Origin of the sequence: Amycolatopsis sp. NPDC088138 (assembly GCF_044741685.1) — a bacterium.
Classification (GTDB): domain Bacteria; phylum Actinomycetota; class Actinomycetes; order Mycobacteriales; family Pseudonocardiaceae; genus Amycolatopsis.
On record NZ_JBIUTB010000002.1, the window covers coordinates 1,249,084 to 1,274,969 of the forward strand.

General features: G+C 72.7%; 25 protein-coding genes. 16 read left to right on the forward strand and 9 right to left on the reverse strand.

The features are described 5' to 3' along the window. Positions 1-90: 90 nt before the first annotated feature. From ACIOD2_RS13470 to ACIOD2_RS13495, 6 genes are all read left to right on the forward strand, one after another. Positions 91-2,172, forward strand: a complete 2,082-nt coding sequence (locus tag ACIOD2_RS13470; protein WP_400537413.1) for a fibronectin type III domain-containing protein — start codon at positions 91-93, stop codon at positions 2,170-2,172. Beyond that, positions 2,169-3,131 carry an AAA family ATPase gene (locus ACIOD2_RS13475; protein ID WP_400537415.1) on the forward strand — a complete coding sequence of 321 codons (963 nt, stop codon included), beginning with the start codon at positions 2,169-2,171 and terminating at the stop codon, positions 3,129-3,131. Before ACIOD2_RS13470 ends, ACIOD2_RS13475 begins: the two co-directional genes overlap by 4 nt. Beyond that, positions 3,131-4,258 carry a DUF58 domain-containing protein gene (locus ACIOD2_RS13480; protein WP_400537417.1) on the forward strand — a complete coding sequence of 376 codons (1,128 nt, stop codon included), beginning with the start codon at positions 3,131-3,133 and terminating at the stop codon, positions 4,256-4,258. Before ACIOD2_RS13475 ends, ACIOD2_RS13480 begins: the two co-directional genes overlap by 1 nt. Next, positions 4,255-4,584: a hypothetical protein gene (locus ACIOD2_RS13485; RefSeq protein WP_400537419.1), complete on the forward strand. Its 330-nt coding sequence runs from the start codon at positions 4,255-4,257 to the stop codon at positions 4,582-4,584. Before ACIOD2_RS13480 ends, ACIOD2_RS13485 begins: the two co-directional genes overlap by 4 nt. 234 nt (positions 4,585-4,818) lie before the next feature. After that, positions 4,819-6,876: a transglutaminaseTgpA domain-containing protein gene (locus ACIOD2_RS13490; RefSeq protein ID WP_400537421.1), complete on the forward strand. Its 2,058-nt coding sequence runs from the start codon at positions 4,819-4,821 to the stop codon at positions 6,874-6,876. Positions 6,877-6,886: 10 nt separating this feature from the next. Beyond that, on the forward strand, positions 6,887-8,131 hold the full coding sequence (locus ACIOD2_RS13495; RefSeq protein ID WP_400537423.1) for a protein kinase: 1,245 nt from the start codon (positions 6,887-6,889) through the stop codon (positions 8,129-8,131). Between the two features lie 5 nt (positions 8,132-8,136). On the opposite strand, the gene ACIOD2_RS13500 is transcribed toward ACIOD2_RS13495, so the two are convergent. Beyond that, positions 8,137-9,045 (reverse strand): hypothetical protein, encoded by a 909-nt coding sequence (locus ACIOD2_RS13500; RefSeq protein WP_400537425.1) that lies wholly within the window; start codon positions 9,043-9,045, stop codon positions 8,137-8,139. Positions 9,046-9,134: 89 nt separating this feature from the next. On the opposite strand from ACIOD2_RS13500, the gene ACIOD2_RS13505 reads away from it, so the two are divergent. After that, positions 9,135-10,814: a protein kinase gene (locus tag ACIOD2_RS13505; protein ID WP_400537427.1), complete on the forward strand. Its 1,680-nt coding sequence runs from the start codon at positions 9,135-9,137 to the stop codon at positions 10,812-10,814. Between the two features lie 67 nt (positions 10,815-10,881). Next, the gene (locus tag ACIOD2_RS13510; RefSeq protein ID WP_400537429.1) at positions 10,882-11,661 is read left to right on the forward strand and encodes an FHA domain-containing protein; all 780 of its coding nucleotides are present in this window, start codon (positions 10,882-10,884) and stop codon (positions 11,659-11,661) included. 15 nt (positions 11,662-11,676) lie between these two features. Here the strand turns inward: ACIOD2_RS13510 and ACIOD2_RS13515 are convergent, their stop codons facing one another. Together ACIOD2_RS13515 and ACIOD2_RS13520 are read right to left on the reverse strand one after the other, a co-directional pair. Next, positions 11,677-12,630 (reverse strand): catalase, encoded by a 954-nt coding sequence (locus ACIOD2_RS13515; protein WP_400537431.1) that lies wholly within the window; start codon positions 12,628-12,630, stop codon positions 11,677-11,679. A 34-nt stretch (positions 12,631-12,664) separates the two neighbouring features. After that, on the reverse strand, positions 12,665-13,489 hold the full coding sequence (locus ACIOD2_RS13520) for an SAM-dependent methyltransferase (protein WP_400537433.1): 825 nt from the start codon (positions 13,487-13,489) through the stop codon (positions 12,665-12,667). 179 nt (positions 13,490-13,668) lie between these two features. On the opposite strand from ACIOD2_RS13520, the gene ACIOD2_RS13525 reads away from it, so the two are divergent. Further along, positions 13,669-14,478 (forward strand): hypothetical protein, encoded by an 810-nt coding sequence (locus tag ACIOD2_RS13525; RefSeq protein ID WP_400537435.1) that lies wholly within the window; start codon positions 13,669-13,671, stop codon positions 14,476-14,478. A 40-nt stretch (positions 14,479-14,518) separates the two neighbouring features. Further along, positions 14,519-15,424 (forward strand): NADP-dependent oxidoreductase, encoded by a 906-nt coding sequence (locus ACIOD2_RS13530; protein WP_400537437.1) that lies wholly within the window; start codon positions 14,519-14,521, stop codon positions 15,422-15,424. Here the strand turns inward: ACIOD2_RS13530 and ACIOD2_RS13535 are convergent. Further along, positions 15,414-16,028, reverse strand: coding sequence for a TetR/AcrR family transcriptional regulator (locus ACIOD2_RS13535; protein ID WP_400537439.1), 615 nt, complete (start codon positions 16,026-16,028; stop codon positions 15,414-15,416). The genes ACIOD2_RS13530 and ACIOD2_RS13535 overlap by 11 nt on opposite strands. Before the next feature lie 108 nt (positions 16,029-16,136). On the opposite strand from ACIOD2_RS13535, the gene ACIOD2_RS13540 reads away from it, so the two are divergent. Further along, entirely contained in the window at positions 16,137-16,823 is a 687-nt protein-coding gene (locus ACIOD2_RS13540; RefSeq protein WP_400537441.1) for an SDR family NAD(P)-dependent oxidoreductase, read from the forward strand. On the opposite strand, the gene ACIOD2_RS13545 is transcribed toward ACIOD2_RS13540, so the two are convergent. After that, positions 16,799-17,746: an oxidoreductase gene (locus ACIOD2_RS13545; RefSeq protein ID WP_400537443.1), complete on the reverse strand. Its 948-nt coding sequence runs from the start codon at positions 17,744-17,746 to the stop codon at positions 16,799-16,801. The two genes, ACIOD2_RS13540 and ACIOD2_RS13545, sit on opposite strands and share 25 nt — an antisense overlap. Positions 17,747-18,004: 258 nt before the next feature. Between ACIOD2_RS13545 and ACIOD2_RS13550 the strand changes: the two genes are divergently transcribed. Beyond that, positions 18,005-18,805 (forward strand): SGNH/GDSL hydrolase family protein, encoded by an 801-nt coding sequence (locus ACIOD2_RS13550; RefSeq protein WP_400537445.1) that lies wholly within the window; start codon positions 18,005-18,007, stop codon positions 18,803-18,805. A 2-nt stretch (positions 18,806-18,807) separates the two neighbouring features. Here ACIOD2_RS13550 and ACIOD2_RS13555 read toward each other — a convergent pair whose 3' ends face one another. Further along, on the reverse strand, positions 18,808-19,575 hold the full coding sequence (locus ACIOD2_RS13555; protein ID WP_400537447.1) for an IclR family transcriptional regulator: 768 nt from the start codon (positions 19,573-19,575) through the stop codon (positions 18,808-18,810). A 155-nt stretch (positions 19,576-19,730) separates the two neighbouring features. On the opposite strand from ACIOD2_RS13555, the gene ACIOD2_RS13560 reads away from it, so the two are divergent. The 3 genes from ACIOD2_RS13560 to ACIOD2_RS13570 are packed head-to-tail and all read left to right on the forward strand — an operon-like array spanning position 19,731 to position 22,073. Then, positions 19,731-20,660, forward strand: a complete 930-nt coding sequence (locus tag ACIOD2_RS13560; protein WP_400537449.1) for a hydroxymethylglutaryl-CoA lyase — start codon at positions 19,731-19,733, stop codon at positions 20,658-20,660. Between the two features lie 22 nt (positions 20,661-20,682). Beyond that, positions 20,683-21,435, forward strand: a complete 753-nt coding sequence (locus ACIOD2_RS13565; RefSeq protein WP_400537451.1) for a CoA transferase subunit A — start codon at positions 20,683-20,685, stop codon at positions 21,433-21,435. Next, entirely contained in the window at positions 21,432-22,073 is a 642-nt protein-coding gene (locus tag ACIOD2_RS13570; protein ID WP_400537453.1) for a 3-oxoacid CoA-transferase subunit B, read from the forward strand. The genes ACIOD2_RS13565 and ACIOD2_RS13570 overlap by 4 nt, the downstream gene beginning before the upstream one ends. A gap of 45 nt (positions 22,074-22,118) precedes the next feature. Here the strand turns inward: ACIOD2_RS13570 and ACIOD2_RS13575 are convergent, their stop codons facing one another. Beyond that, entirely contained in the window at positions 22,119-23,021 is a 903-nt protein-coding gene (locus ACIOD2_RS13575; protein WP_400537455.1) for a helix-turn-helix transcriptional regulator, read from the reverse strand. A gap of 173 nt (positions 23,022-23,194) precedes the next feature. Here ACIOD2_RS13575 and ACIOD2_RS13580 point away from each other — a divergent pair, with 173 nt between their 5' ends. Beyond that, positions 23,195-23,668 (forward strand): GbsR/MarR family transcriptional regulator, encoded by a 474-nt coding sequence (locus ACIOD2_RS13580; protein ID WP_400537457.1) that lies wholly within the window; start codon positions 23,195-23,197, stop codon positions 23,666-23,668. 10 nt (positions 23,669-23,678) lie between these two features. Here ACIOD2_RS13580 and ACIOD2_RS13585 read toward each other — a convergent pair whose 3' ends face one another. Both ACIOD2_RS13585 and ACIOD2_RS13590 read right to left on the reverse strand, forming a co-directional pair. Then, entirely contained in the window at positions 23,679-24,599 is a 921-nt protein-coding gene (locus ACIOD2_RS13585; protein WP_400537459.1) for an oxidoreductase, read from the reverse strand. A gap of 125 nt (positions 24,600-24,724) precedes the next feature. Further along, positions 24,725-25,786, reverse strand: coding sequence for an aldo/keto reductase (locus ACIOD2_RS13590; RefSeq protein ID WP_400537461.1), 1,062 nt, complete (start codon positions 25,784-25,786; stop codon positions 24,725-24,727). Positions 25,787-25,886 lie beyond the last annotated feature (100 nt).

A 25,886-nucleotide genomic window follows, 5' to 3' on the forward strand; every position in this document is an offset into this window, starting at 1 on the left:
TCACGCACCTGAGCTGCGGTAAGTCCCTGGCAGCACGGCCCCGGCCGAGCGCGGGACCCCTCCCGGTTCGCCTGGTTACTGTCCGCTCCCGTGACGAAAACCACTCGGCGGAAGAACTCGTGGCGGACCCGGCTGCCGGTCGTGGCGATCGTCGCCGTGGTGACCGCGGGCGTGGGGGCCGCGGTCACCGGCGCCGCGGACTCACTGCCCGGCCTGCGGGTGGTCCCCGGCGGCCACTGGGTCTACAACTCCGTGCTGCACGTGGCCTTCCACGTCGACGGCGGCACCGCGGGCATCGACGTGCAGGCCGCCGTGCCCGGCGACCCGGGCAGTCAGGTGCTGCAGGGTGACACCAGCGGGTACGTCGTCGGCGGCACGCGGATCACGGAGTTCGGCCGGTCGGACCTGACCGCCGGGCCGTCGGTGGTGCCGCCGTCGGCCGAAGTCCCGGTGGGCGTGGAAACCGCGGGCGGCCCGTACGTCGTCTACCGCCACGCCGGCCGGATCGCCCGGCTCGGCGACCCGGCGGCGACGATGTCCGCCGGCGGCCCGGTCGGTGACCCGGTCGCCACCGCCGACGGCACGCTTTGGCTGCCCCGCACCACTTCCGGCCTGCTCTGCCGGGTCGATCGCGGCGCGGCCGGCGTTTCCGCCTGCCCGGTGACCCTCCCGCCCGGCCACGTCGGCGCGCTGACCCTGGTCGGCGACACCCTGCACTTCGTCGACACGACCGACGGCGCCCTGCGCCAGGTCGAAGGCGGCGGGCTCGGCGCAGCGGTGCCGATGAGCGTCACGGCGAGCGCGGACCTGCGCCCGGCTGCCAACGACGTCGCCGGCCGGGTGCCCGTCCTCGACCCGCCGGGGAACCGGCTGTACCTCGTGGATCCCGCAGCGCACCCGCAGAAGCCGATCGTCGTGGACCTGCCGCCGGGGCAGTACGACGGCCCGGTGGCCGGTGGTTCGGTCGTCGCGCTGGTCAACCGCAGCTCCGGCACGCTGCTCACGTTCGACGCCGCCGGGCGGCCTGCCGACGTCAAGCCGGTGCCGCCCGAGGGAACGTCCCGGCTCGTGCGCGGTGAGGACGCCCGCGTCTACGTCGACGGCGGGCAGGGCACCCACGTCCTGGTCGTCGGCAAGGACGGCAAGGTCACCGACGTCCCGGTCGTACCCCCGGCCGGCAAGCCGGACCAGCCGGTGCCGGACCACCCCACGCCGGGACAGCCGACGCCCGGGCAGCAGCCGGGGACCGGGTCCAAGCCGGACGTCGACGCGGGTAACAAGCCGAAGCCGCAGAACCCGCCACCGCCACCGCCGCGAAAGCCGTCGCCGCCCGCGGTGCCGGCCAGCCCGCCGGGCGCCCCGCCCGGGGTGTCGGCCACCGGCGGCGACAGCTCGGCGACGGTGAGCTGGGGCGCGGCGGCGGACAACCGCGCGCCGGTGACCTCCTACCGGATCAGCTGGGCCGGCGGCTCGAAAACCGTCGGCGGCGGGAGCCGTCAGGTCGCCGTCACCGGGCTGGCCAACGGAACTCGCTACACGTTCACCGTCGTCGCGGTGAACAACGCCGGTACCGGGCCGGGTGCTTCGGCGTCGGCGACCCCGGCGGCGGCCGCGTCGGCACCGAAGCTCACCGCGACCTACCGCAACGGCGGCGCGTCGCTGTCGTGGACCCAGCCGGACCTCGGTGGCGGGCAGCTGGTGCACTACGTCGTCACCGGCACGGGGCTGGCGCAGCAGACGGTGTCCGGCACGACGGCGGCGTACTCCGGGCTGAGCGCCGGGAAGACCTACACGTTCACCGTCCGGGCGGTGACCCGAACGTCCGACGGGCAGACGCGGACCGGCGCCGCGGGGTCGAAGTCGCTCACCGTGCCGTCGCCGAAGATCACCATCAGCGAAGGCCGTCCGACCACGAGCGGCAGCTGTGACGCGCCCGACTGCGCGGCCGTGAACGTGACGATGACCGGGTTCGCGCCGAACACGCGCTACGGGATCAGGCTCAGCTCGAACAGCACCGGCAACGTGCAGACCGAATACGCCACGACCAACTCGAGCGGCTCGCTCACCTACAACGAGCTCGACTACGACGAACCCGGCCAGACGATCTGGGTCAGCGTCGTCACCCCGGACGGCACCGTCGAATCCAACCGAATCAAGTGGAAGAAGCCATGACGCAAGCACTCCCGCCCGGCGCCGTCTACGAGCGCATCGCGGCGAACGTCCACAGTGTACTGCGCGGCAAGCCGCAGGTCGTGCGGCTCACGGTCGCCGCACTGTTCGCCGAGGGCCACCTGCTCCTCGAAGACGTGCCCGGCGTCGGCAAGACGACACTGGCGCGGTGCGTGGCGCGCAGCATCGGCGGCTCGTGGAACCGCATCCAGTTCACGCCCGACCTGCTCCCCGGCGACATCACCGGAGTGCCGGTGTACCACCAGAAGGACGAGCGGTTCGAGTTCCACCCCGGCGGCGTGTTCGCCAATGTCGTGGTCGCGGACGAGATCAACCGCGGCACACCGAAGACGCAGTCGGCGCTGCTCGAGGTGATGGCGGAGCGGACCGTCACGGTCGACGCGGTCCGGCACGAGGTGCCGCGGCCGTTCCTGGTGCTCGCCACGCAGAACCCGATCGAGCTGGCCGGCACCTACCGGCTGCCGGAGGCGCAGCTGGACCGGTTCCTGATGCGGCTCGACGTCGGTTACCCCGACCTCGCGTCCGAGGTCATGGTGATCATGGGCGAGTGCGCCGGGGTCGGGCCGGACGAGCTCTCGCCGGTGGTCGACATCCCGACTCTGCAGCAGACGATCCAGCAGGTCCGCGCGGTGCACGTCGACCGCGCGATCTGCGAGTACGCCGCCCGGCTCGCGGCCGCGACGCGCACGCACGCCGCGCTGCGCTACGGCGCCAGCCCGCGCGGCAGCATCGCGTTGATCCGCGCCGCCCAGGGGTACGCCGCGACCGACGGCCGCGCGTTCGTCACGGTCGACGACGTCAAGGACGTCGCCCACGCCGTGCTGGCGCACCGGCTGATCCTCACCTCCGACGCCGAGCTGAACGGCCGTCGCGCCGACGGCGTCGTCGACGAGGTGCTCGCCGCGACCCCCGCGCCGATGAAGGCGGGGTCGCAGGTCTGATGATCCGGCTGACCCGGCGTGGTACCGGGGTGCTCGCGGGCACCGTCGTGCTCTTCGCCTTCGGCCAGTGGGCCGGTTACCCGTTCTTCCTGGCGATCGCGGGTGCCGGGGCCGGTGCCCTGGTGGCCGCGGTGGTGCTGACCGGACGGCGGCCGCGCGTCGCCGTCACCCGCGAGGTCTACCCGGACCGCGTCGAGCGCGGCCGGCCGGCGATGGCCGCGCTGCGGGTGCGGAACCCGACCGGCCGGCGGCAGGGCGCGTTCAGCGCGGGCGACCGGATCGGCGGCGGCGTGCGCGCGGTCCGGATCCGCGCGCTGGCCCCGAACGCCGAAGCCACGCACCACTACGAGCTGCCGACGGCTCGGCGCGGCCGGCACCAGGTCGGCCCGCTCACCCTGGACCGCGGCGACCCGTTCGGGCTCGGCCACCGCCGCCTGACCGCCGGCGAGATCGCGACGCTCTGGGTGCACCCGCGGGTGCACGTCCTGCACCCGCCCGGCGGCGGCCGCCCACGCCACCACCACGAGGGAACCGCCGTCGACGACCGCCTGCGCGGCTCGTACGACCTGCGCGAAGTGCGCGAATACGTGCCCGGCGACGAAGTGCGCCACCTGCACTGGAAGGCGACCGCGCGGACCGGGCAGCTGATGGTCCGCGACTACGCCGACCCCGACCAGCCGCGGTTCACCGCGCTGCTGGACAGCCGCCTGGAGGGCGCGCTGCTGGAGGAGGCGATCGACCTCACCGCGTCCTTGGTGACATCCGCGGCCCACGCGGACCGCCCGGCGCGGCTGGTGTCCTCCGGCGGTCTGGACCTGGACACCTCGGGGGGTGTGCAAGCGGTGCGGCCGCTGCTGGACGCCCTGTGCGTGCTCGAGCCGTCCGCCGCTGCGGGTCTGGTTCCCGAGCAGCTGGCGCGGGGTGGGGTCGGCGGGTTCGCCGTGGTCACGGCGGGTGGCACGGCCGCCGACCGGGCCGCGCTGGCCGCGTTGCGCGACCGGTACGCGCCGCTCGTGGTCTTCGTGTTCGGGCCGGCCGGATCGCTGGCGGGGATTCCCGGCGCGACCGTGCTCGAGGTCTCCGACGCCGCCGACGCGGCTCGGCGCTGGAACGCGGTGTCGCGATGACTCCACACCGCACGACGATGGTCTTGCTTCGCGCTAGCCGGATCGCTCACCTGCGCGAGGCCTCCGGGACGGCACTGGAACGCAGCCGCCTGATGACTCCACGGTGGACACCACGCAAGGCTGTGGCCCTCCTGCTGCTTGTCACCGGTCTGCCCCGGTTGTTCGCCTTTGTGCCCGGCGCGGCGCTGGAATGCGGTGGCGCGATGAATCCACAATGGACGCAGCGCACGACGGCGGCCCTGCTGCTGCTCGGCAACGGTCTGCTCGGAGCGACCTTGCTTCCGGTGTCCAGCGCCGCCCGCCGTTGGAACGCGGTGGCCCAATGACTCTACAGTGGACACAACGCATGACGGCAGCTCTGATGCTGCTCGACACCGGTCTGCTCAGGGCGACCTTGCTTCCGTTGTCGAGCGCCGCCCGCCGTTGGAATGCGGTGGCGCGATGACTCCACGGTGGATACAACGCACGACGGTAGCCCTGCTGCTGTTCGACACCGGTCTGCTCTGGGCGACCTTGCTGCCGGTGTCCAGCGCTGCCCACCGTTGGAAGGCGGTGCCCCGATGACTCCACAGTGGACACAACGCACCACGACAGCCCTCCTCCTGCTCGCCACCGGCCTCCCTGGCCTGTTGTTCACCCCCGTCTTCGGCTTCGGCCCGCTCCTACTGCCGATCGCCGTAGTGGTAGCGGTGTGCTTCGCCGTCACCGAGCTGTGCGCCCGCGTCACCGCCCTGGCGCCGTGGCGGCCGCTGCTGGCCCTCCTCGCCGGGCTGCTCGCCTTGGGGGAGCTGGAGTTCGGCCCGCGCCTGCCCGACGCAACCCTCCTGCGCGGCCTGCTCGACGGCGTGACCCGGTCCTGGCAGCTGACCCTCCAATCCACCTGGCCGGCGCGCCCGGAGCCGGAGCTGCTGCTCTTCGTCCCGCTCGCGGTGCTGGTCGCCGCGGTGCTCGGGGTCGAGCTGTCACGTCGTCCGGTTGTGGCACTGACGCCCGGCCTGGCCGTCGCGGGGCTGAGCCAGGCCTGCACGCCGCTGTCCGGGCCGGTCGCGACGGCGGCCGGGCTGGCCTACTGCGTCGTCGCCGGTGCGCTGCTCGCCGTCACCCGCCGCGGCGCCGGGCGGCTGCTGCTCGTGGTGCCGTCCGCGCTGGTCGCGGTGGCCCTCGCGGCCGGGCTCACCGCGCTCGACCAGGGGAACCGGCCGTCGCTGGCCATCTCGCACAACCCCGTCTCGCCGCCGACCCTGCGGGTCGACGATCCGCTCGACGACGTCGCGGACCGGCTGACCCACCCGGCCCCGCCGGTGTTCAGCTACACGAGCACCGCGCCGGTCGACCGGTGGCGGACGGCCGTCCTCGACGACTTCGACGGCGTCACCTGGCACGCCGACGCTAACTACCTGCGGCTGGGGTCGTCGCTCGGCGAGGCCGCGTTCCACGCGCGGATCACGGTGCCGGCGGGGTCGGGCGGGCCCTGGTTGCCGAGCCAGGCCGAGCCCGCCGCGGTTTCCGGGGTCGCGCCGCTGGTCGACCCGCGCACCGGCACGCTCCTGCTGCCCGGCCGCCAGGGCGCGGTCGGCTACGAGCTCGGCTGGCGCGAACCGGCCGTCGCGCCGGAGGACCTGCTCGACGCCGGCATCGATCCGGCCGCGGTGGCGGGTGGGGTCGGGGAGGTGCCACCCGGCGTGGCCGACCTGGCGAAGACCGCGACCGGCGGGCTGCGACCGTCGTTCCGGAGCGCGCTGGTGCTGGAGCGCTACCTCGCCGAGCACTACCACCAGGCCGTGGGGCCGGTGCTGCCGACCGGCAGCGGCTGGGCGCAGCTGCGCACGTTCCTGTTCGGCACCCGAGCGGGCACCAGCGAGCAGTTCGCCGCCTCCTACGTCGCGCTGGCCCGGATCGTGGGCATCCCCGCCCGGATCGCGGTCGGCTTCCGGGCGCCGCGGGGGAACGGGACGGTGACCGTCCACAATGGAGACACGCTCGCGTGGCCGGAGGTCGCCGTGGCGGGGGTCGGCTGGGTGCCGCTGGACCCGACCGGCAGTGCGGCCAAGGGCGCGGGTGCGGCGCCGGCCGGCCTGTCCCGCGTCACCGAACAGGCGCGCCACGATCTCCCGCCGCAGCCCCAGCTGCAGGACCCGGACGTCGATTCCGCGGCGCCGACGACCGAGGAGCCGGACCGGCCCGAGAAGGTGCTCGCCTGGCCGGCTTTCGGGCTCCTCGCGCTCCTCCTGGTGCTGACCGTGGCGATCCCGGTCCTGCGCGCCGTGCGCACGGCCCGGCGACGTCGCCGCACCGGCGCGGACGCCGTCGTCGCGGCCTGGAAGGAGGCGCGGGACGTGCTGCGGGCGTACGGCTTCGCCACTCCTCGCGGGGCGACCGTGCGCGATCTCGCCCGTGACCTTCCGTCCATTGTGGACAAATCGGTGGCGGAGGGGCTGGTGTGGCTGGCCCGCCTGGTGGACGTCGCGCTGTGGTCCGGTGACACCGTCGATCACCGGACGGTGGAACAGGCGTGGTCGGCCGTGCGGGCCATCCGCAAGGGCCTGACCGGGACGCCGTGGCGCGCCCGGGTGCGGGCCGCCTTCGACGTGCGCAGCCTGCGTGCGGTGCCGAGCTGAGGTGATGGTGATGAACGCGGTGGTGACCGTGCCGGACGAACGCACCCTCGGTGCCGGTCCGGTGGCGACTGTCCACTCCGGAGTGTTCGACGACGTTCCGGTGGCCCTCAAGATCTTCCCGGCCCGCTTCGACCGCGCGACGCTGGCGGAGGTGGAGGACGACCGCGCCCGGCTCCGGGACCTGCCGTCGGTGCTCCCGGTCGACGGCGTCGAGCAGCTGTCCGACGGACGGCACGCGCTCCGGATGGAGCTGTGCCCCCAGTCCCTCGCCGCGCTGGTCGACGGCGGGCGCTGGCTGCTGCCCGGCGAGGCCGTCGTGCTCGGGCACGTGCTGGCGACCGCGCTCGCCGGGGCGCACGCCGCCGGCGTGGTGCACGGCCGGGTGCAGCCCGCGAACGTGCTGTTCCGCCCGACCGGCGAACCGGTGCTGGCCGACTTCGGCGTCGCCGTGCGGCGGGCGTTCCCGCGGGACGTCGCCGGCGAGCTGGAATACCTGGCGCCGGAGACGTTGCGCGAAGAAACCCTCGACGAGCGAACGGATCTCTACGGCCTCGGCGCGCTCCTGTACCGGGTGCTCACCGGCAAACCCCCGCTGCCCGGGCAGCTCGGCGAGCCGGCCGGGGAGCGGATCCTGCGGCTGCTGCGCAGCCCGGTCCCGGCGATCGACGACCCCGGTGTCCCGGTCATCCTGTCCGCGATGGTGGGCCGGATGCTCGCGCCGCACCCGGACAACCGCCCGCCGGACGCGGCGTGGGTCGCCGAGCGGTTCGCCGAGCTGCTGCCGTCGGAAGCCGAATCCGCCGCGGTGGTCTCCGGGTTCTCGTCGGCCGCACTGTCTCCTTTGGACGCCCCGCCCGCGAAACGGCGTCGCCGGAACTTCGTGCTCGGTGGTGCGGTGGCGGTGGTCTGCGTCGCGGGGATCGTTGCGGCGACGCTCATCCCCGACGCCGAGGACAAGCCGCAGCCGGCACCGCCGGCCCCGGCTCCGGAAGCCGCGCTGGAACTGGCCGAGCCCGTGGACCGCGGCAACGAGGTCGTGCTCACCTGGACCAGTTCCCTGGCCGACGCCGACTACGCCGTGATCGTCGCCCCGGAGGGCGAGCCGAACCACGCGGTGCTGGCGTCACGGCTGCACACCGCGACGGTCAAGGTGGATCCCTTGCAGCGCTACTGCTTCGAGGTCCGGGCGACCGACGGGCAGACCGTCTACACGAGCCTGTCCCACTCGATCCGGGGCGCGGTCTGCAGCCGGTGAACCCGTCAGGGCGAGGGCGTGATCCGGAGCGTGACGGTGCGGTCGGACGCCGGATCGGGGAACGGGGGAGCGCCCTGGTCACCACTGGCCAGGGCGAACCGGGTGAGGGGCAGGCCGCTCGCCGCGGCGAGCTCGCGGGCGGCGGCGCGGGCCCGGTCCCAGGCCACCGGTGAACCACCCGACGGCGGCCCGCCGGGCACGGCCACCGTCCAGCCGACCACGGTGATCGTCCCGTCCGTGCGGGACAACGCCGTGCCGAGGTCCCGCAACCGCTGCCGTCCCTGCTCGGTGAGCTGGTCGCCGGCGCGGTAGAGGCCGCCGGGGAACCGGACCTCCACGGCGTCCGGCGCGGTCCGGACGGTCACGCCGGGCCGCGCCACCAGCCGAGCGGTCGCGTTCAGGGCACCTTCGTGCCGGGCGGCGGCGGTTTCCTGTGCGGCCAGCTGCTGTTCGAGTTCGGTCACCCGCGTCGAGTCGCACCGCGCGGTGGCCGCCACCGGCCCGTCCGCAAACGATCCACAGACGACGATCACCCCCGCGACGACGATCATCCCGGCCGCGGTCACCCAGACCGGCCGGAGTAAGGGTCTCCGCAGCCGTCGCCGGGTGCGGATCGCGGTGATCGTGGCCCGGCCCGCGGCCGCGCCGGGGTGCTCGGGGTCGGTGGCCTGCACCCGCGCCCAGCACAGGTCGGCCTGCTCGAGCTCGCCGAGCTGGGCGTGGATCCGGGCCAGCAGGTCGAGCCCGGCGATTCCCGCCGTTTCGGTCGTCGCCAGCACCGCCGCCGCGCCGGCGAGATCACCGGCTCGAGCCAGCGCGGCCGGGGAATGCGCCGTTGACGGCTCGACGCGGAAAGCGGCGTGCTGGCCGCGCTGGCGCAGGTGCGCGAAGAGGGCACGGGTCCGGCGGCGCATGACGGGACGTTAAGCCGGGAACCGCGGGACCCTTCCCGCGCCGATTGCCCGCCGCAATTCCGGGAATGCGGGTCCGCTATGTTCGGTGAATGGATCGTGGTGATCTGGTCGCTGGCCGTTACCGCCTGGAGGAGCAGATCGGGCGGGGCGGCATGGGGGTCGTCTGGCTGGCGACGGACACCACGTTGCGCCGGCTGGTGGCGCTCAAGGCAGGGGTCGGGGACGCCGAACCCGTGGCCGGTGCCCGGCTCGCGCACCCGAACGTGATCGCCGCGTACGACCTGGTCAAGGACGACGAAGGCCGCAACTGCCTGGTGATGGAGTACCTGCCGTCCCGCAGCCTGCGGCAGCTCCGCGAGGAGGACGGCCCGCTGCCGCCGCAGCAGGCCGCGGCCATCGGCGCGCAGATCGCCGCCGCGCTGGCGCACCTGCACGAACGGAACATGGCGCACCGCGACGTCACCCCGGCGAACGTGCTGGTGACCCGGGACCGCACCGCCAAGCTCACCGATTTCGGCATCGCCACCTGGGCCAGCGACACCCAGGCCGAGGACCCGAAAACCGGCGGCGGAACGCACGGGTTCCAGGCGCCCGAGGTCGTGCGCGGGCACCGGGCGACCGCCGAATCGGACGTGTTCTCCCTCGGCATGACCATCCGGAACGCCGTCGACGGACATCCCGCTCCCGACGCCGCGCTCGGCGAGCTGCTGGCCGGTCTCACCCACCGTGATCCCGACGCGCGACCGACCGCCGAGACGGCCCGGCAGCAGTTCGCGGCGCTGGCCAAACCGCGCGCCCGCCGGCGCCGGCAGCTGGTCGCGGCCGCGATCGTCGTGCTCGTCCTGGTGGCGTCCTCGGTGGCCTGGTTCACGACCCGGGGCGACACCTCGGCGGCCGCGCCGCCGCCCGCCGCGCCCTCCGCGGCTCCCGAGTCGATCATGGGCGATCCGCGCACCGCCGACCCGTGCGCGCTGACCTACGCCAACGCGCTCGCCGGCTACGGCGTCGTCGAAACCTCGCACGACTACGGCAACTTCGACCGCTGCGACGCCCTGGTCTACCTGACCAAGGACCGGCAGAACTACGTCGACGTCAACGTGGAGTTCGCGATCGGCGAGCAGGACGACGCCGCGCCGGTGCAGCAGGTCGGCACGGTCGGGATCCAGCGGCTGCCCGCCGAGGACGGCAGCTGCGCCCGGATCCTGCTGCTGCCCGGCTACCAGGTCGTCATCAACGCGGACCTGACCGGGGACGGGAAGGTCGACCTGTGCGGGATGGCGGAGGCGATCACCAGCAGCGCGCTGGTCTCCCTGAACGCCGGCCGGATCGCCCGCCGCACGGCCCCCGCCGGGGCGCTGGCCGCCAAGGACGCGTGCGCGCTGCTGGACACCGCGGCCGTGACGTCGGCGCTCGGCCCGGGGCCGCTGAACCAGGTCCGCTACTTCGGCGACTGGGAATGCCAGTGGAGCTTCACCGACCGGTCGGGCGTCGCGAAGGTCGTCTTCGACCGGACACCCGCCGAAAGCTTCGCCACCTCCGGAAGCACGCCGCTGAAGGTCGGCGGTTACGACGCCCGGGTGACGCCCCAGGGGCGCAGTGACACCGACTGCGAGGTGGCCATCGCCTACCGCAGCTACGTCGAGGGCACCAAGCCACGGGTTTACGAGCTGGCGCTGGTCGACGTCGAAGACAGCGAGAAGCAGCCCGATCAGCTGTGCGGGCCCGCGCAGCGCCTGGCCGCCACGGTGGCGCAGCGGCTGGCGGACTGAGACGGGAGGGGTCCCGCCGCGGCCGGGGGACCATGGGCTCGTTCGGCAGGGAGCAGCAGGAGGACAGATGAGCGGGACACGGATGAACGCGCGGACGTACGAGCAGCTGCTCGGCGGAGTGACCGATCCGGTGCCGGGCTCCCTCTTCGCGCTGGCCCTTTCGCAGGGCCTCACCGTCACCCCGGCCCCGGGGCGGGAGCTGCGCTTCGGCCGCAACCGGCCGCAGGTGGACCTGTGCATCGGCGAGGACGACCTCCGCGTCAGCCGGCAGACCGGGGTGATCAGCCACCGCGACGGCGGCTGGCAGGTCGCGAACACCGGCCGCCTGCCGATCCGCCTGCCCGGCGACCAGTGGCTGTTCCCCGAGCACGACCCCCTCCCGCTGGTTCCCGGCTACACCCCGATGTTCGTGCGCGGCACCCGCGGCCGCGAGCACGTGATGGAGGTGTACGTGATCGGCCCCGACGGCGCCTGCCCGCCGTCCCTGTTCGACGCCGTCACCCAGCCACCGAAGCGGTATTGGCTGACCCCGGACGAGAAACTGGTGCTCGTCGTGCTGGGCCAGCGTTATTTCGCGCAGGAGGCGTTCGCCCAGCCACTCGGCCGCAAGCAGGTCGCCGAGGAAATGGTGGAACTGCAGCCCGGCGAAGGCTGGAACGAGAAGAAGGTCGACCGCACGATCGCGGCGGTCCGGCTGCGGCTGCACCAGGACGGCGTCCCCGGCATGACCAAGGAAGAACTGGTCGAGCCGATCGGCAACATGCTCAACCACAACCTGATCCAGGCGCTGATGAGCACCTCGACACTGGCCCCCTCGGACCTCAAGCTCCTGGACGGCTGGGACTGAACGGCTGATTCCGTACTACCGCGCCGGGCCGGTGCCGGCGCTCAGCCGCCGTTCCGCGGAGACCGAGTAGGCGTGTGGCCGGAACGCCAGCACGGCGTCGTCCGAAAGCTCGACGCCGGGCGCGACCCTCGTCGGGTCGAAGACCTGGCGCTCCCACTTCGCGGAGTCCGGGGAGAGCCGCTCGATCCGGATCTCGCCGGCCGTCAGCAGGGTGCGCTGTTCGGGCCAGGCGATCGACGGGTCGTGGGTCGGGTCGCCCGGGTCGCCCAGCTGGACGACCAGGGTGAACGAGACGGGCCCGTCGGCCAGCCGGCGGTCGAGGTCCGGCAGCAGGAAGTCGCGGGGCAGGGCGCGTGCCGTTTCGAGGTCGACCTCACCGAGCTGGGGGACGAGCCGGTAGCGGAACGCGCGGCGCCGGCCTTCGGCGTCGGCGAAGTGGAACGCGTGCAGCCCGTCGAACCGCGTGGTGGCGAAGCTCGCCGGCGCGTGCCGGGAGACGAACGCCTTGATCCCGGCGTGGCTTTCCTTGTGCTGGAACAGGAACCCGGCGAGCTTGCCGCCCGCGGCGAGCTTGTCCTTCAGCGCGGTCTCGGTGGTCCCGGCCAGCGCCTCGACGAGTTCGATGAAGCCTTCCGGGGTGCTGCTCGGAAACACCCGGAAGTTGGCGGCGACCAGGTCGTGCACCCCGTTTCCCTCGCCGTCGAGGAACTTGACGGCCATCCCGCGGATACCGCGGGTCCGGTCGTCGGCGTCGTGCTGCGGTGAGCCGTTGGAGAACCGGACGACCAGGGCGGTCTCGCTGGTCAGGTGGGCCGCCGAGGTCAGCTGCGTGAGCCGGCCACTGGGGACGAACCGGCCTTCGAAGACGGCGCCGCGAGCGTGCAGCCTGCGGTCCTGGGGGCGTGGGTGTCCCGCTGCTTCGATCCGGTCGACGGCCTGAACGGCGGTCATCCCGCCCGGTGTGGTCACCCGGGAATCGTAGTCCGTGACGGCCGTGCGGCGGCTAGCTCTTGATGCCGACACCGCCGAGAGCGAACTGGTGCGCCGGTGGCGGGGTGCGCAGCAGCGGGCCGTCCGGCCACCAGTCGGTCAGGCGCACCAGGCCCGGGTCGAGCAGGTCGAAGCCGGAGAACAGGCGCCCGACGGCGTTCTCGGTGCGGCAGCGGATCTTCCGGTGGCACCGGGACGCCCAGGTCCGCTCGATCGCGCCGCTCAGGAGCCTTGCTTCACCCGGCGGTGCCCAGCAGCTGAGCGCTAGAGCCGATCCCGGCGGGAGCAGGGCCCGGTAGCCGGACAGGGCCGCGGCCAGGCGCTCGTCGTCGGGTTCGTCCTGCACGCCGGTGGTCATCAGGACCGCGACCGGCTGGGCCGGGTCGAGCGTTGCGCGCACGGTTTCGTGGGCGAGCAGAGCGTGGGGATCAAGGCCGTCGGCGTGGACGACGTGGACGGTGTCGTTGTCGTCGAGCAGGGCGCGTTCGTAACTGAGGACGAGGTTGTCGGTTCCGGTGTAGACGACCTTCGCGTCGGGGTTCTGGCGTTGCGCGGTCTGGTGGGTGTTGTCTTCGGCGGCGGGCAGTCCGGCGGCCAGGTCGAGGAACTGGCCGAAACCACGCGAGGCGAGATGGCGGACGACCCGGACGTGCCACGCGCGGACCACGCGCAGCAGGTCGGGGAATCCGGGTGCGACCTCGTCCAGTTCCCGGAGCGCGTCGCGGTCGGCGGCGTAGTTGTCCTGGCCGCCGAGGGCGGCATCGCGGATCCGAGCCGGCGACGCGACGGTGTCCGACAGGGAGTCGCAGAGCACGACGGGGTCGACAGCGAGAGTCACGCCACCTCCGGGGGGAATGATGCGAATGGGTAGTTCGCGTCGGCAGCAGTCTAGTCACTGTGGTAATTCCTGTGACCAGACCCTGGTTTACACGAAAGAATGGTCCTTTGTGTGGAGAAAACCACTGGCCGTGAGTATTACTGCGCTGTTCAGGTGACCTGTGCGGCGATACTGATCGGGTGGACCTGAACCCCTGGGTGGTGCGCGACGGTGTCCTCGTCCGGGCGGCGGGTCGCGTCTTGGTGATCGACGGGGAGACGTGGTTCGAACGTCCGCCCTGGCGGGCCATGCCGATGACCCGTCCGCGACGGGCTCCCCGCCCAGGCGCGCACGCCTTGCGCGTGCACGGCGTTGACGTCGATCGCCTCGACCGGCTCGACGAATACCCCGGCGGCGTGGTCGAGGGCTGGGCCACACTGACCGCGACGTGGCGCCACGGTGAACTCCACACCCAGGCCCAAGAACCGATGTCCACGTCGGCGCCGGACGCGGAGGCGGGCCGGTGGACCAGCCCACCTTGCCCGCCTCCCGTCGGCGGCTGGCCGGTCGTCCCGCTCGTGGGTCCCACGACGGCGGCCAACCTCACCGCATCTCCGCCGCCGCAGGACAGGTGGGCGGAGCTGACGATCACGCAGATCACGCAGTTCCGTCCCCATCCGGCGCAGCCGGTGCTGGTCGTCGCCGCGGAGGATCCCGAGCGTGCCGAGCGCGCTCTGCGTCCCACCTTCGGTGCGTCTCTGTGTGTGGTCGGGAGCCGGTACCGGCAGCGCGACATCGACGCGGCGCAGGATCGGCTGCGGCAGGAGCTGCCGGCCCGTCGCTGGCGGCTGACCTCGACCGGCCGGTCGGCCGGCGACGACGGGCAGCCCACCGTGACGGCCGAGTTCGCGTGGATCGAGGCCGAGGTCGCGCGGTGGGCCACGACCGTGCCCGACGGGCTGCTGGACGCGGACGTGTGGCTGACCCCGATCGCGGCGTCGTCGCGTTAGTTTCCAGGGAGAGCGTTTCAACCGATCAAGGAGCCACCCCATGCGCGCAGCCCGCTACCACGACTACGGCCCGGCCGACGTGCTCGTCGTCGAGGACGTCCCGGAGCCGCACGCCGGACCCGGCGAGATCCGGATCCGGGTCGCTGCCGCCAGCGTCAACCCGGTCGACTGGAAACTGCGCGCGGGGGCGACCCGCGGGGTCTTCCCGGTCGAGTTCCCGGCGATCCCCGGCCGCGACGCCGCCGGTGTCGTGGACGAGGTCGGCGAAGACGTCGCCGGAGTCGCCGTCGGTGACCGGGTTTTCGGCCTCGGTGGCCTGTTCGGGGCGTCCGCGGAGTACGCCACGCTGACCGCCTGGGCGCCCGTGCCGGACCGGTGGACCCTGGAGCAGGCCGCCGGGGCCGGGCTGGCCGTCGCCACCGCCGGCCGGGGGCTCAACGCGCTCGGCGACCTGTCCGGCCGCACTCTGCTGATCGAAGGCGCGGCCGGCGGTGTGGGCAGCGCCGCCGTCGCGATGGCCGTGGCGCGCGGCGCCACCGTCATCGGCACGTCGAGCGCGGGCAAGCACGACTACCTGCGCGGGCTGGGGGCGCTGCCCACCACCTACGGCGAAGGGCTGGCCGACCGGGTCCGCGCGCTCGCCCCCGCGGGGGTCGACGCCGTGCTCGACACGGCGGCGTCCGGCTCGCTCGCCGACCTCGTCGCCATCGCCGGCGACGCGGACCGGGTCGTGACGATCGCCGACGCGGCCCGCGCGAGCGAACTCGGCGTCCGCCATTACATGGCGGAGAACGACTCCGCGGTCCTCGCCGAAGGTGCCGCGCTGGGGGCTCGGGGCGAGTACACGCCGCACGTCGCCGCGACGTACCCGCTGGACAAGATCGCCGAGGCGCACCGGGAGTCCGAGCGCGGGCACACCCAGGGGAAGATCGTCGTCACCCTGTGACGGCGGGTGTGGCGCGCGGCCTGAGCAGGTCCTCGAAAAGCGTGTCCACCAGGGTGCGCGGAATGCTCGAACCGGTCAGGGCGCAGTAGACGACGGGGCCGGCGAGAGCGTCCATGGCGGCGTCGGGACCGAGGCGGGGTGAGATCTCGCCGGCGTCCGTCGCGCGCGCGAGCATTTCGCGTTCCTGCGCCCGTCGCGGGCCGAGGTAGCGCTCCTGAAGGCTTTCCGCCGTGGTGGAGTCGTGCTGTGCGTGGGCGATGAGCGCGAGCAGGACTTTGCCGGCCGGGTCCCGGGTGACGAATCGCGCGAAGGCGCGCAAGTAGCCGCGAATGCTTTCCGCCGTGGGGTTTTCCGCCGGGACGGTGAAGCGCTTGGCACTGTCTTCGATGAGCGTGTCGAGGAGGATCTCGACCTTCGAGGGCCACCAGCGGTAGATCGTCTGCTTGGCGACGCCGGCGCGCCGCGCGATCGCTTCGATGGTCAGGGCGCTGAAACCGTGTTCGACGAGCAGGTCGTCCGCGGCGTGGAGCACGGCCAGCCGGGCGGTCTCGTCCCGCCGGTTCCCGGAGTGCGCCCTGCGGGGCTGCGCGTTCGCGGCGGGCATGCGGAACACCCTACCCATCGGCGGCGCGGGACCAGGGCCGCCGTGTCGTGCTACTGTCTAGACGCAACGTCGCGTCTAGGCAAATTCCCCGCGGTGAACGGAGTCCCCGTGTCCGATCGTCAAGCTCTCGTCCTCGGCGCTTCCCGTGGCCTGGGGCTCGTCCTCGCCGGCGAGCTGGTCCGGCGTGGCTGGCGAGTCATCGCCACGACGCGTCAGGAAGGCGGTGAGCTGCAAGCGAAAGCCGACGTCTCACAGGGACGGCTGGAGGTCGAGCGGGTGGAGATGACGAGTGACGGGCAGCTGGCCGCGCTGCGTGAACGCCTCGACGGCCGACGGCTCGACCTGCTCTTCGTCAACGCCGCGATCGACCGGGGGAACCTGCCGATCGACGAGGTCCCGGCCGAGATGTTCACCGAGGTGATGCTCACCAACGCGCTGGGTCCGCTGCGTGCCCTCGAGGCCCTCCGGGGACTCGTCGCGGCCGGGGGAACCGTCGCGGTCATGTCGTCGGAGCAAGGCAGCATCTCACGCAACACCGAGCCGGGCTTCGAGCTCTACAAGGCCAGCAAAGCCGCGCTCAACCAGCTGATGCGCAGCTACGCCACCCGGTACGCCGGCGACGGGCAGACCAAGCTGCTCATCGACCCCGGCCACAACCGGACCCGGCTCGGCGGGTTCGACGCGCCGCTCGCGCCCGAGGAGAGCGTCCCGGCCGTCGTCGACGTCCTCGAAGCCCGGGCCGGCGCCGCCGGGCTGCGGTTCCTGGACCGTCACGGCGAGGTGGTCCCCTGGTAGACGACGTTGGTCAGCCGCTCGGACGCCGTCCACAGGCGCCGCTGGAGGTCGGCGTCGTGGGACAGGTCGCTGGAGGTGACGCGCACCGGGTAGCCGGTGAGCTCACCCCGTCCCGAGGGGCCGTAGAAGTCGCCGCCGCGCGCGTCCGGGTCGGTGGCGGCACGCAGCTGTCCCAGCGCGCCGATGGCCGCGGGCTGGGAGATCGCCCGCGCGATCGGGTTGATCCGGTGGTCGGCCACGATCCGGACCGTCCAGCTCATGTCGCGGCCGCCGTTGGTCCGGGCGAGGCCCGGGTGCCCGGCCACGGCGATGGTGCGTGCCCCGCCCGCTTCGAGACGCCGGTTCAGTGCGTACGTGAAGAGCAGGTTCGCCAGCTTGGCCCGGCTGTACGCCCGGTAGAACTGGTAGTCCCGGCCTCGCTCCGGGTCGAGTTCGGCGGGGTCGAGCACGCCTTTCCGGTGGCTGGTGCTGGAGACCATCACCACGCGCGACCCGGGCGTGCCGGTCATCAGGTCCAGGACGAGTCCGGTGAACGCGAACGGTCCGAGGTGGTTGACGGCCATCGTGGACTCGAACCCGTCCTCGGTGACCGAGTAGCGCGGGCGTAGCCCGCCGGCGTTGTTCACGAGCAGGTCGAGGTGGTCGTACTCGTCGTGCAGCCCCTGGGCGGCGGCGCGGACCGAGGCGAGTGAACCGACGTCCAAGGACAGCGTGCGCACGACGGCGCCCGGCGCGTTCGCCCAGATCCGATCCGCCGCCGCGGCCGCCTTTTCCTCGTTGCGGCAAGCGAGAACGACGTCCGCGCCGCGCCGGGCGAGCGCGTCGGCGATCGCGAAGCCCAGCCCGCTGTTCGCGCCGGTGACGACGGCCGTGCGGCCGTGCAGCCCGGGAATGTCCTGTGCGGTCCAGTGTTTCCGCGTCACGGGTAGTCCTCACCAGCTCTCGGACCGCTTTATGGAGCGATCGATACACGGTGAAACTAGCGGCGGCGCGGAGCGGCTGTCAAGACAGAACGTTCTACCTGCGCGTCGCCTTTGTCCGGTGGACAGAAGATCCGCCTCGAGTTGCCGCCTGGTCACCCGCCCGCACACACTCGATGGCGGAGCCGGTTCCGCCAGGCCGTCCAGACCCCTATCACCGTTGCCGGAGGTCTCATGTGGACTCGTCGTGCGCTCTTGCTCGTGCCGGTTTTGGTCGTGACGCTGGCCGCCGCTCCCGCGGCCGGTGCGGCTCCCGCCGCCGCGGAGTACGTCGCCATGGGCAGTTCGTTCGCCGCCGGGCCGGGAATCCCTTCCCTGCAACCAGGAACGCCGCAGGCGTGCGCGCGGTCGGATCACAACTACGCCAGCCTTGTCGCGCGTGACCTGGGGCTGGCGCTGGCCGACGTCAGCTGCAGCGGCGCGACGACCGCGAACGTCCTGGACACCGGGCAGGCGGGACAGCCGCCGCAGGTCGAGGCCGTCGGCCCCGGAACGCAGGTGGTCACCGCGACCATCGGCGGCAACGACGTGAACTACCTCGGCAGCCTGGGCACCTACTCCTGCCTGACCAGCGGCGGCTCCGGCTGCGGCACCGTCGACCAGGCCGCGATCAACCGCACCTTCGACGATCTGCAGCGGCGCCTGGAAAACGTGGTGCACGCCGTGCACGACCGGGCCCCCGCGGCGAAGGTCTTCCTGGTCGAGTACCTGACCATCGTGCCGGCCGGCAGCGCGTGCACCGGCGTGCCGCTCGACGCCGACCAGCTGGCCTTCGAGCGCAGCATCGCCACCCGCCTCGCCGACTTCACCCGCGCCGCCGCGGCGAACGCGGGCGCCACCGTCGTGGACGTCGCGGGCGCGAGCGCCGGGCACGACTCCTGCTCGGCCGAGCCGTGGGTGGAGAAGTACTCGGTCGCGGCCGGGCGCAGCTCGTACCACCCGAACGAGGCGGGCATGGCCGCCGTCGCCGAGTTGGTGAAGGCGGCGTTCGCGGCCGCCTGATCTCACGGGCGGGACGCCTGCAGGGTTTTCGTCAGCTCGTGGGCTTCCTCCAGCAGGAGGGCGCCCAGCTCCGGCCGGCGACCGGCGCTGAAGCGTGACTCGATTCCGGTGAGGGTCAACGCCCAGGCGGGTTCGCCGCCCTGGTCGAACACGGCGGCGGCCATGCCCCAGCTGCCTTCGACGACCAGCCCGGGGTTGACGGCGTAACCGAGTTCGCGAGTGCGGGCGACCCGCGCACGGACCGCGTCCGGCCCGTGCTCGGGGCCCCACTGGGCGGTGAGGTCCGTCCGGCGGAGGTAGTCGTCGATTTCGCGGTCCGGCAGCATGGCCAGCAGGACCTGGCCGGCGGAGACGACGCCGAGCGGGAACCGGGCGCCCTCGAAGAGGACGAACGAGCGGATCGGGAAGGCGCCGTCCTCGCGCAGCAGGCACACCGTCTCTTCGCCGCGGCGGGCGGAGAAGAAGGCGCTCTCGCCGGTCGCGGCGGCGAGGCGGTGCACGCTCGCGCGGGCGTGCCGGGTGACGTCGTAGCGGTTCGCGGCGACCCCGCCGAGCAGGTACAGCTCCGGCCCGAGGTACCACTGCCCGCTGCGCCGGTCGCGGTCCACGTACCCCTCGTCCGCCAGCGCCACGAGCAGCCGGTGCGCGGTCGGGCGGGCCAGTGCACTCGCCCGCGCGATCTCGGAGGTGGACGCGCCGGTGCGCTGGGCCGCCGACAGCGCGCGCAGGACCGCGGCGATCCGGCCGACCACGTTCGGGGGAGCAGTCACGCCGCCGATCGTACGTTCACTGAGTGAACGCCTGCTGCCCGGATGCTCGCTGACCGAGAAGTTCCATGGGCAATTTCAGGCCGTGGTTGACGGATGAACGGCGCTCGACGTTCACTCGCGAAGGCGTTCACTGAACAGACGGACAGAGGAGGACGATGGACTTCGGCGTCACGCCCCACGACGGCCTCCCACTACCTCCCCGCGTGACCATCTGCGAGGTCGGTCCCCGTGACGGCCTGCAGAACGAGTCCGCGGTGCTGCCCGTCGCGGTCAAGGCCGAGTTCGTCGAGCGCCTGGTGGACGCGGGGCACACGGTCGTGGAGACGACGAGCTTCGTGCACCCGAAGTGGGTACCGCAGCTCGCCGACGCCGAAGAGCTCCTCCGCGCGATCACGCTCGCTCCCGGCGTGCGCTACCCCGTGCTGGTACCGAACTCGCGCGGTCTCGAACGCGCGCTCGACCTCGGTGTCCGCGACATCGCCGTGTTCGGCAGCGTCACCGAGACCTTCTCCCGGCGGAACCTCGGCCGCACGGTCGGCGAGTCCCTCGAGATGTTCGCCCCGGTCGTCGCCCGGGCCCGGGAAGCCGGGATCGGCGTGCGCGGCTACCTGTCGATGTGCTTCGGCGACCCGTGGGAAGGCGAGGTGCCCGTGCCTCGCGTCCTGGACGTGGCCACCCGCATGCGCGCGCTGGGGTGCACCGAGCTCAGCCTCGGCGACACCATCGGCGTCGCCACCCCCGGCCGGGTCGCGGCCGTGCTCGACGCCCTGATCGCGTCCGGCATCCCGGTCGACGCGCTCGCCGTGCACTTCCACGACACCTACGGCCAGGCGCTGGCCAACACCCTGACCGCCGTGCGCAAGGGCGTCACCCTCGTCGACGCGTCCGCCGGCGGCCTGGGCGGCTGCCCGTTCGCCGGCAGCGCCACCGGCAACCTCGCCACCGAGGACCTGCTCTGGCAGCTGCACGGTCTCGGCGTCGAGACCGGCGTCGACCTGCGGAAGATGGTCGACACCAGCACCTGGCTCGCCGGGCACCTGGGCCGGCCCAGCCCGTCCCGCACCGTCACGGCACTCGCCGGCTGACCCACTCCCGAGGAGGAGAGGCATGGACAAAGCAGTCACCGCCGAGCAGGCACTGGCCGGGATCGCCGACGGCGCGACGCTCGCCGTCGGCGGGTTCGGCCTGTGCGGCATCCCCACCACCCTGATCGAGACGCTCTACAAGCGGGGGACCAGCGACCTGCGGGTCGTGTCGAACAACTGCGGGGTCGACGACTGGGGGCTCGGGATCCTGCTGGGCGACCGGCGGATCAGCCGCGTCACCGGGTCGTACGTGGGGGAGAACAAGGAGTTCGCCCGCCAGTACCTCGGTGGCGAGCTCGAGGTCGAGCTCTGCCCGCAGGGCACGCTGGCCGAGCGCCTGCGCGCCGGCGGCTGCGGGATCCCGGCGTTCTTCACCCCGGCGGGGGTCGGCAGCCAGATCGCCGACGGCGGGCTGCCGTGGCGGTACGCCTCCGACGGCTCGGTGGCCGTCGCGTCGCCGCCCAAGGAGACCCGGGAGTTCGGCGGCGTCACGCACGTCCTCGAGGAGGCCATCGTCACGGACTTCGCGCTCGTCGCCGCGGCGAAGGGTGACCGGCACGGCAACCTCGTGTTCGAGAAGTCCGCGCAGAACTTCAACCCGCTGTGCGCGATGGCGGGCCGCGTCACGATCGCCGAGGTCCAGGAGCTGGTCGAACCCGGCGAGCTCGACCCGGCCGAGGTGCACCTGCCCGGGGTGTTCGTCCAGCACGTCGTGTACGCCCCCGACCTGGAAAAGCGGATCGAGAAGACGACTGTGACGGAGGTCGGCCGATGAGCCTCACCCGTGCCGAGATGGCCGCGCGCGCGGCCGCCGAGCTGCGTGACGGCGAGTACGTCAACCTCGGCATCGGCCTGCCGACGCTGATCCCCGGCTTCCTGTCCGAGGACGTGCACGTGGTGCTGCACAGCGAAAACGGCATCCTTGGCACCGGGCCCTACCCGGCACCGGACGCGGTCGACCCGGACCTGATCAACGCCGGCAAGGAAACGGTGACCGTCCGCCCGGGCGCGTCGTTCTTCGACTCCGCGCTCTCGTTCGGCATCATCCGCGGCGGCCACCTCGACGTCGCCGTCCTGGGCGCCATGCAGGTCTCCGAACACGGCGACCTGTCCAACTGGGCCGTGCCCGGCAAGATGGTCAAGGGCATGGGCGGGGCGATGGACCTCGTCCACGGCGCCCGCCGGGTCATCGTGCTGATGGAACACACCACAAAGGACGGTTCACCCAAGATCCTGCGCGAGAACACGTTGCCCTACACCGGGTTGCGCGTGGTGAACCGCATCATCACCGACCTCGCCGTCATCGACGTGACCGCCGAGGGCCTGGTGCTGGTCGAAACGGCGCCTGGCGTCACGGAGGACGAGGTGCGCGCGGCCACGGGTGCACCGCTGAAGGTCGCCCTGTCGGCATGACCCGTCGTGAAACGCGGCGCCCGGCTCCGGCGACGCCGTCTCAAGCTATGCGTCGTCGCCGCCGCGTGCCGGGACCGCCCGGACCCCGGTCTCGCGCTGCCGGGTTGCCTGCAGGGACGCCAGGAGCTGGACGCGTTCGGCGTCCGCCGAGCCGGGTTCGGTGGTGTAGACGAGAAGCACCGGCCCCGGGCTGCCGGGCAGGGGATAGGTGTCCCACGTGAGGGTGACGTCGCCGACCTCCGGGTGCCGGAACAGCTTGGTTCCGTGTACCGCCTCGCGCACGTCGTAGCGGGCCCAGAGCCGCCGGAAGTCCGCGCTGCGGATGCTGAGTTCCCCCACGAGCTCCGTGGCGCGCGGGTGCGCCGGGTCGGCGGCGACCGCGGTGCGCAGCATGCCCAGGTACTGCAGGGCGAACCCTTCCCAATCCGCGCAGCGCAGCCGGGATTCGGGATCCAGGAACAGGCCGGCGAGCAGGTTGCGCTCGGTCCCGGACCGGCCGGCGGGGGCACCGAGCAGCGCCTCGGCCAGCGGGTTCCAGGCGAGCACGTCGAGGTGCCTGCCGAGCACCAGCGCCGGGGTCGCCAGGGCGTGCAGGAGGTGCCGGGTGCTGACCGGTACGCGTTCCGGGCCGCGGCGCCGGGAACCGGGTGCCGAGCGCCGTGCCGCGTGGGCGAGGGTGAACAGGTGGCGTCGTTCCTCCTCGCCGAGGACCAGCGCGGTGGCGAGGGCGTCGAGGATGTCGTCGGAGGGCCGTACGTCGCGGCCCTGTTCCATGCGCTGGTAGTAGTCGGTGCTCAAGCCGGCCAGCAGCGCGAGTTCTTCGCGGCGCAAGCCGGGCACCTTGCGACGGCCTCCCGGCTGCAGCCCGACGTCCTCCGGGCGCAGCCGGTTGCGCCGGGCCCGGAGGAACTCGCCCAGCTCGCGAGCGTGGGGGTGCTCGTTGGCCATGTCGATCAGTGTCCCACCGGGGACGGCCCCGAAGGTAGGACCGTCATTCCCAGTGAACGCCGGTCTGTATGTAGTGATCACTACGATCGACGGAAGCGGGTAGAACGTTCGGTCTTGACTCGGCCCGGCCGGCCGATCATGCTGGTCATCGTGACAACCCGGCCGCGCTCGAAATGACCTGTGACGACAACACGGTTCTCCGATACGCCGAGAGCCTCGCCCTGACGCTCTCGCGAATCGGCCTGAGGCGGATGCCCGCGCGGGTGCTCGCGGCGCTGGTGACCACCCATGACGGCCGCCTGACCGCCGCCGAGCTTGCCGCACGGCTGTCCGTGAGCCCGGCGGCCGTCTCCGGCGCCGTGCGCGACCTCGAACGGATCCGTTTGGTCGCCAAGGAGCGCGAGCCCGGCGAACGCCGCGTCCACTACCGCGTCGACGGCGTCCTCTGGTACACGATCCTCTTCAAGCGCGACCGCATGACCCTCCGGTGGCGCGACGCCTCCGAGAACGGAGTCGCGGCCCTCGGCCCGGACTCGCCTGCCGGGCGGCGGGTGGCCGAAATGCGCGACTTCCTGTCGTTCATGCTCGACGAGGTGGGGGTCATGCTCGAACGCTGGAACGAACTCCGCGAGGAGCGAAACGCCTGACCTGCTCGTTTCAGAGGTACCTGACGTCGGTCAGGGCTTCGGCGGCGCGCCACAGTCGACGGCCGAAGTCCGGGTCGGCGGCCCGGGCGCTCGCCCGGACCTCGACGGCGTGCCCGCGGTACTCCCTGCGGCCGGACGGCCCGAAGAACTGCCCGCCACGCACCCCCGGCGCGGTCGCGGCGTACAGCTGGGGCAGGGTTCCCCGCCCGGCCGGTTGCGCGCTCACCGCGTAGATCCGCGCGAGGATCCGCTTGGCCAGACCGCTTTCCCCGAACGCGCGCGGGGTCAGGTTGGTCCTGGTCACGCCCGGATGGGCGAGCACGCTGACGACCGGTGAACCGGCGGCGCGCAGGCGCCGGTCGAGTTCGAGGCCGAACGCCGTGGTGGCGAGCTTCGAACGACGGTAAGCGGTGCTGCCGTCGAAGCCGCGTTCGGACATCAGGTCGTCGAGGTCGAGGGTGGCGGTCTTGTGCACGATCGAGCTGAGGCTGACGACCCTCGGCGCCGCCGCCCGGCTGACGGCGTCGAGGAGCAGGCCGGTGAGCGCGAAGTGCCCGAGCATGTTGGTGCCCATGTGCAGTTCGAACCCGTCGGCGGTCGTGCTGCGCGGCCCGAGGATGACCAATCCGGCGTTGTTGACCAGCAGGTCGATCGCTTCGTGGTCGGCGGTCAGCTTCCCGGCGAACGTCCGGACCGACGCCAGCGACGCCAGGTCCAGCCGGCGCACCTCGAGTTCGGCGCCGGGGGCGGACTGCCGGATCCCCGCGGCCGCTTTCTCCCCCGCGTCGGTGTTGCGCACGGCGAGCACGACCTTCGCGCCGTGCCGGGCGAGCTCGGTCGCGGTGACCAGCCCCAGTCCCGAGTTCGCGCCGGTGACGACGGCCACCCGGTGCCGCAGATCGGGAATGTCCTCGGCGGTCCAAGCGGACATGGTGACGCTCCTTGGATTGGTCGAATCCTGTTCGGCACCAACGTAAGCGCGGTCCGCGAAACCAGCGTGGTAACCGGGAACCAGGGACGGGAAAACCCACCTTGGCGAGCGGTGGTGCCCGGTCGTCAGCGGGCCTGGATCTTCAGGTCGCCGCGGGTCTGGACCCGGATGTGGTCGCTCGCGAGCATGGCGTGGGGGAAGCCGGGGTCGATCGCGCTGACCTCGTCCAGGCGCGCCAGCTGGGACGGGGTGAGGTCGACCTCCAGCGCTCCCAGGTTCTCCTCCAGCTGCGCGGCCGTGCGGGCCCCGATGATCGGTGCGGTCACCGCCGGGTTCCGCAGGGTCCAGGCGAGTCCCACCTGGGCCGGTGTGCGGCCCAGCTCACCGGCGACCTCCTTGACCACGTCCACGATGGCGAGACTGCGCTCGGTCACGCCGCCGAGGGCCAGGTTGAACCCCTTGCGGGCGCTCTCGCCCTGGCCGGACGGCGCCGCGGTCAGGTCCTCGCGGCGGTACTTGCCGGTGAGCACGCCGCCCGCCAGCGGAGACCACAGAACGGTGCCCAGCCCCAGTTCCCGCGCCATCGGGATCAGGTCGCGCTCCCCGGTGCGCTCCACCAGGTTGTACTCCAGCTGCAGCGCCACCAGCGGCGACCAGCCGCGCAGGTCGGCGATCGTCTGCATGCGGGCGATCTGCCAGGCCGGGGTGTTGGAGATGGCCACGTAGAGGACCTTGCCCCGCTGGACCAGGTCGTCCAAGCCGCGCAGGATCTCCTCCACGGGTGTGGTGTCGTCCCACACGTGCAGGTACAGCAGGTCGATGTAGTCCGTGTCCAGCTGCCGCAGGCTGGTTTCGACCGCGCCGAAGAGGCTCTTCCGGCTCGCGCCACCGGAGTTGGGGTCGCCGGGCCGGCGCAGGGTGGTGTACTTCGTGGCCAGGACCAGGCTGTCGCGCCGGTCGCGGGCGAACTCGCCGAGCAGGCGTTCCGACGTGCCGTCGGTGTAGGTGACGGCGGTGTCGATGAAGTTCCCGCCGCGTTCGACGTAGAGGTCGAACAGCTTCCGCGCCTCGTCCTGCTCCGCGCCCCAGCCCCAGTCGTTGCCGAAGGTGGCCGCGCCGAGCGCGAGTGGCGAGACCCGCAGTCCGGAACGCCCCAGCTGCCGGTAGGTGTCGAGCGTGAGTGTCATCGTTTTCTCCTGTTCCCGTAAGCGGCGAGGTCCCCGCTTAGCTCACGGTACACTAACCGGAGACATCCCCGATTAGTTCGGTCCCGACCCGCCAACCCGA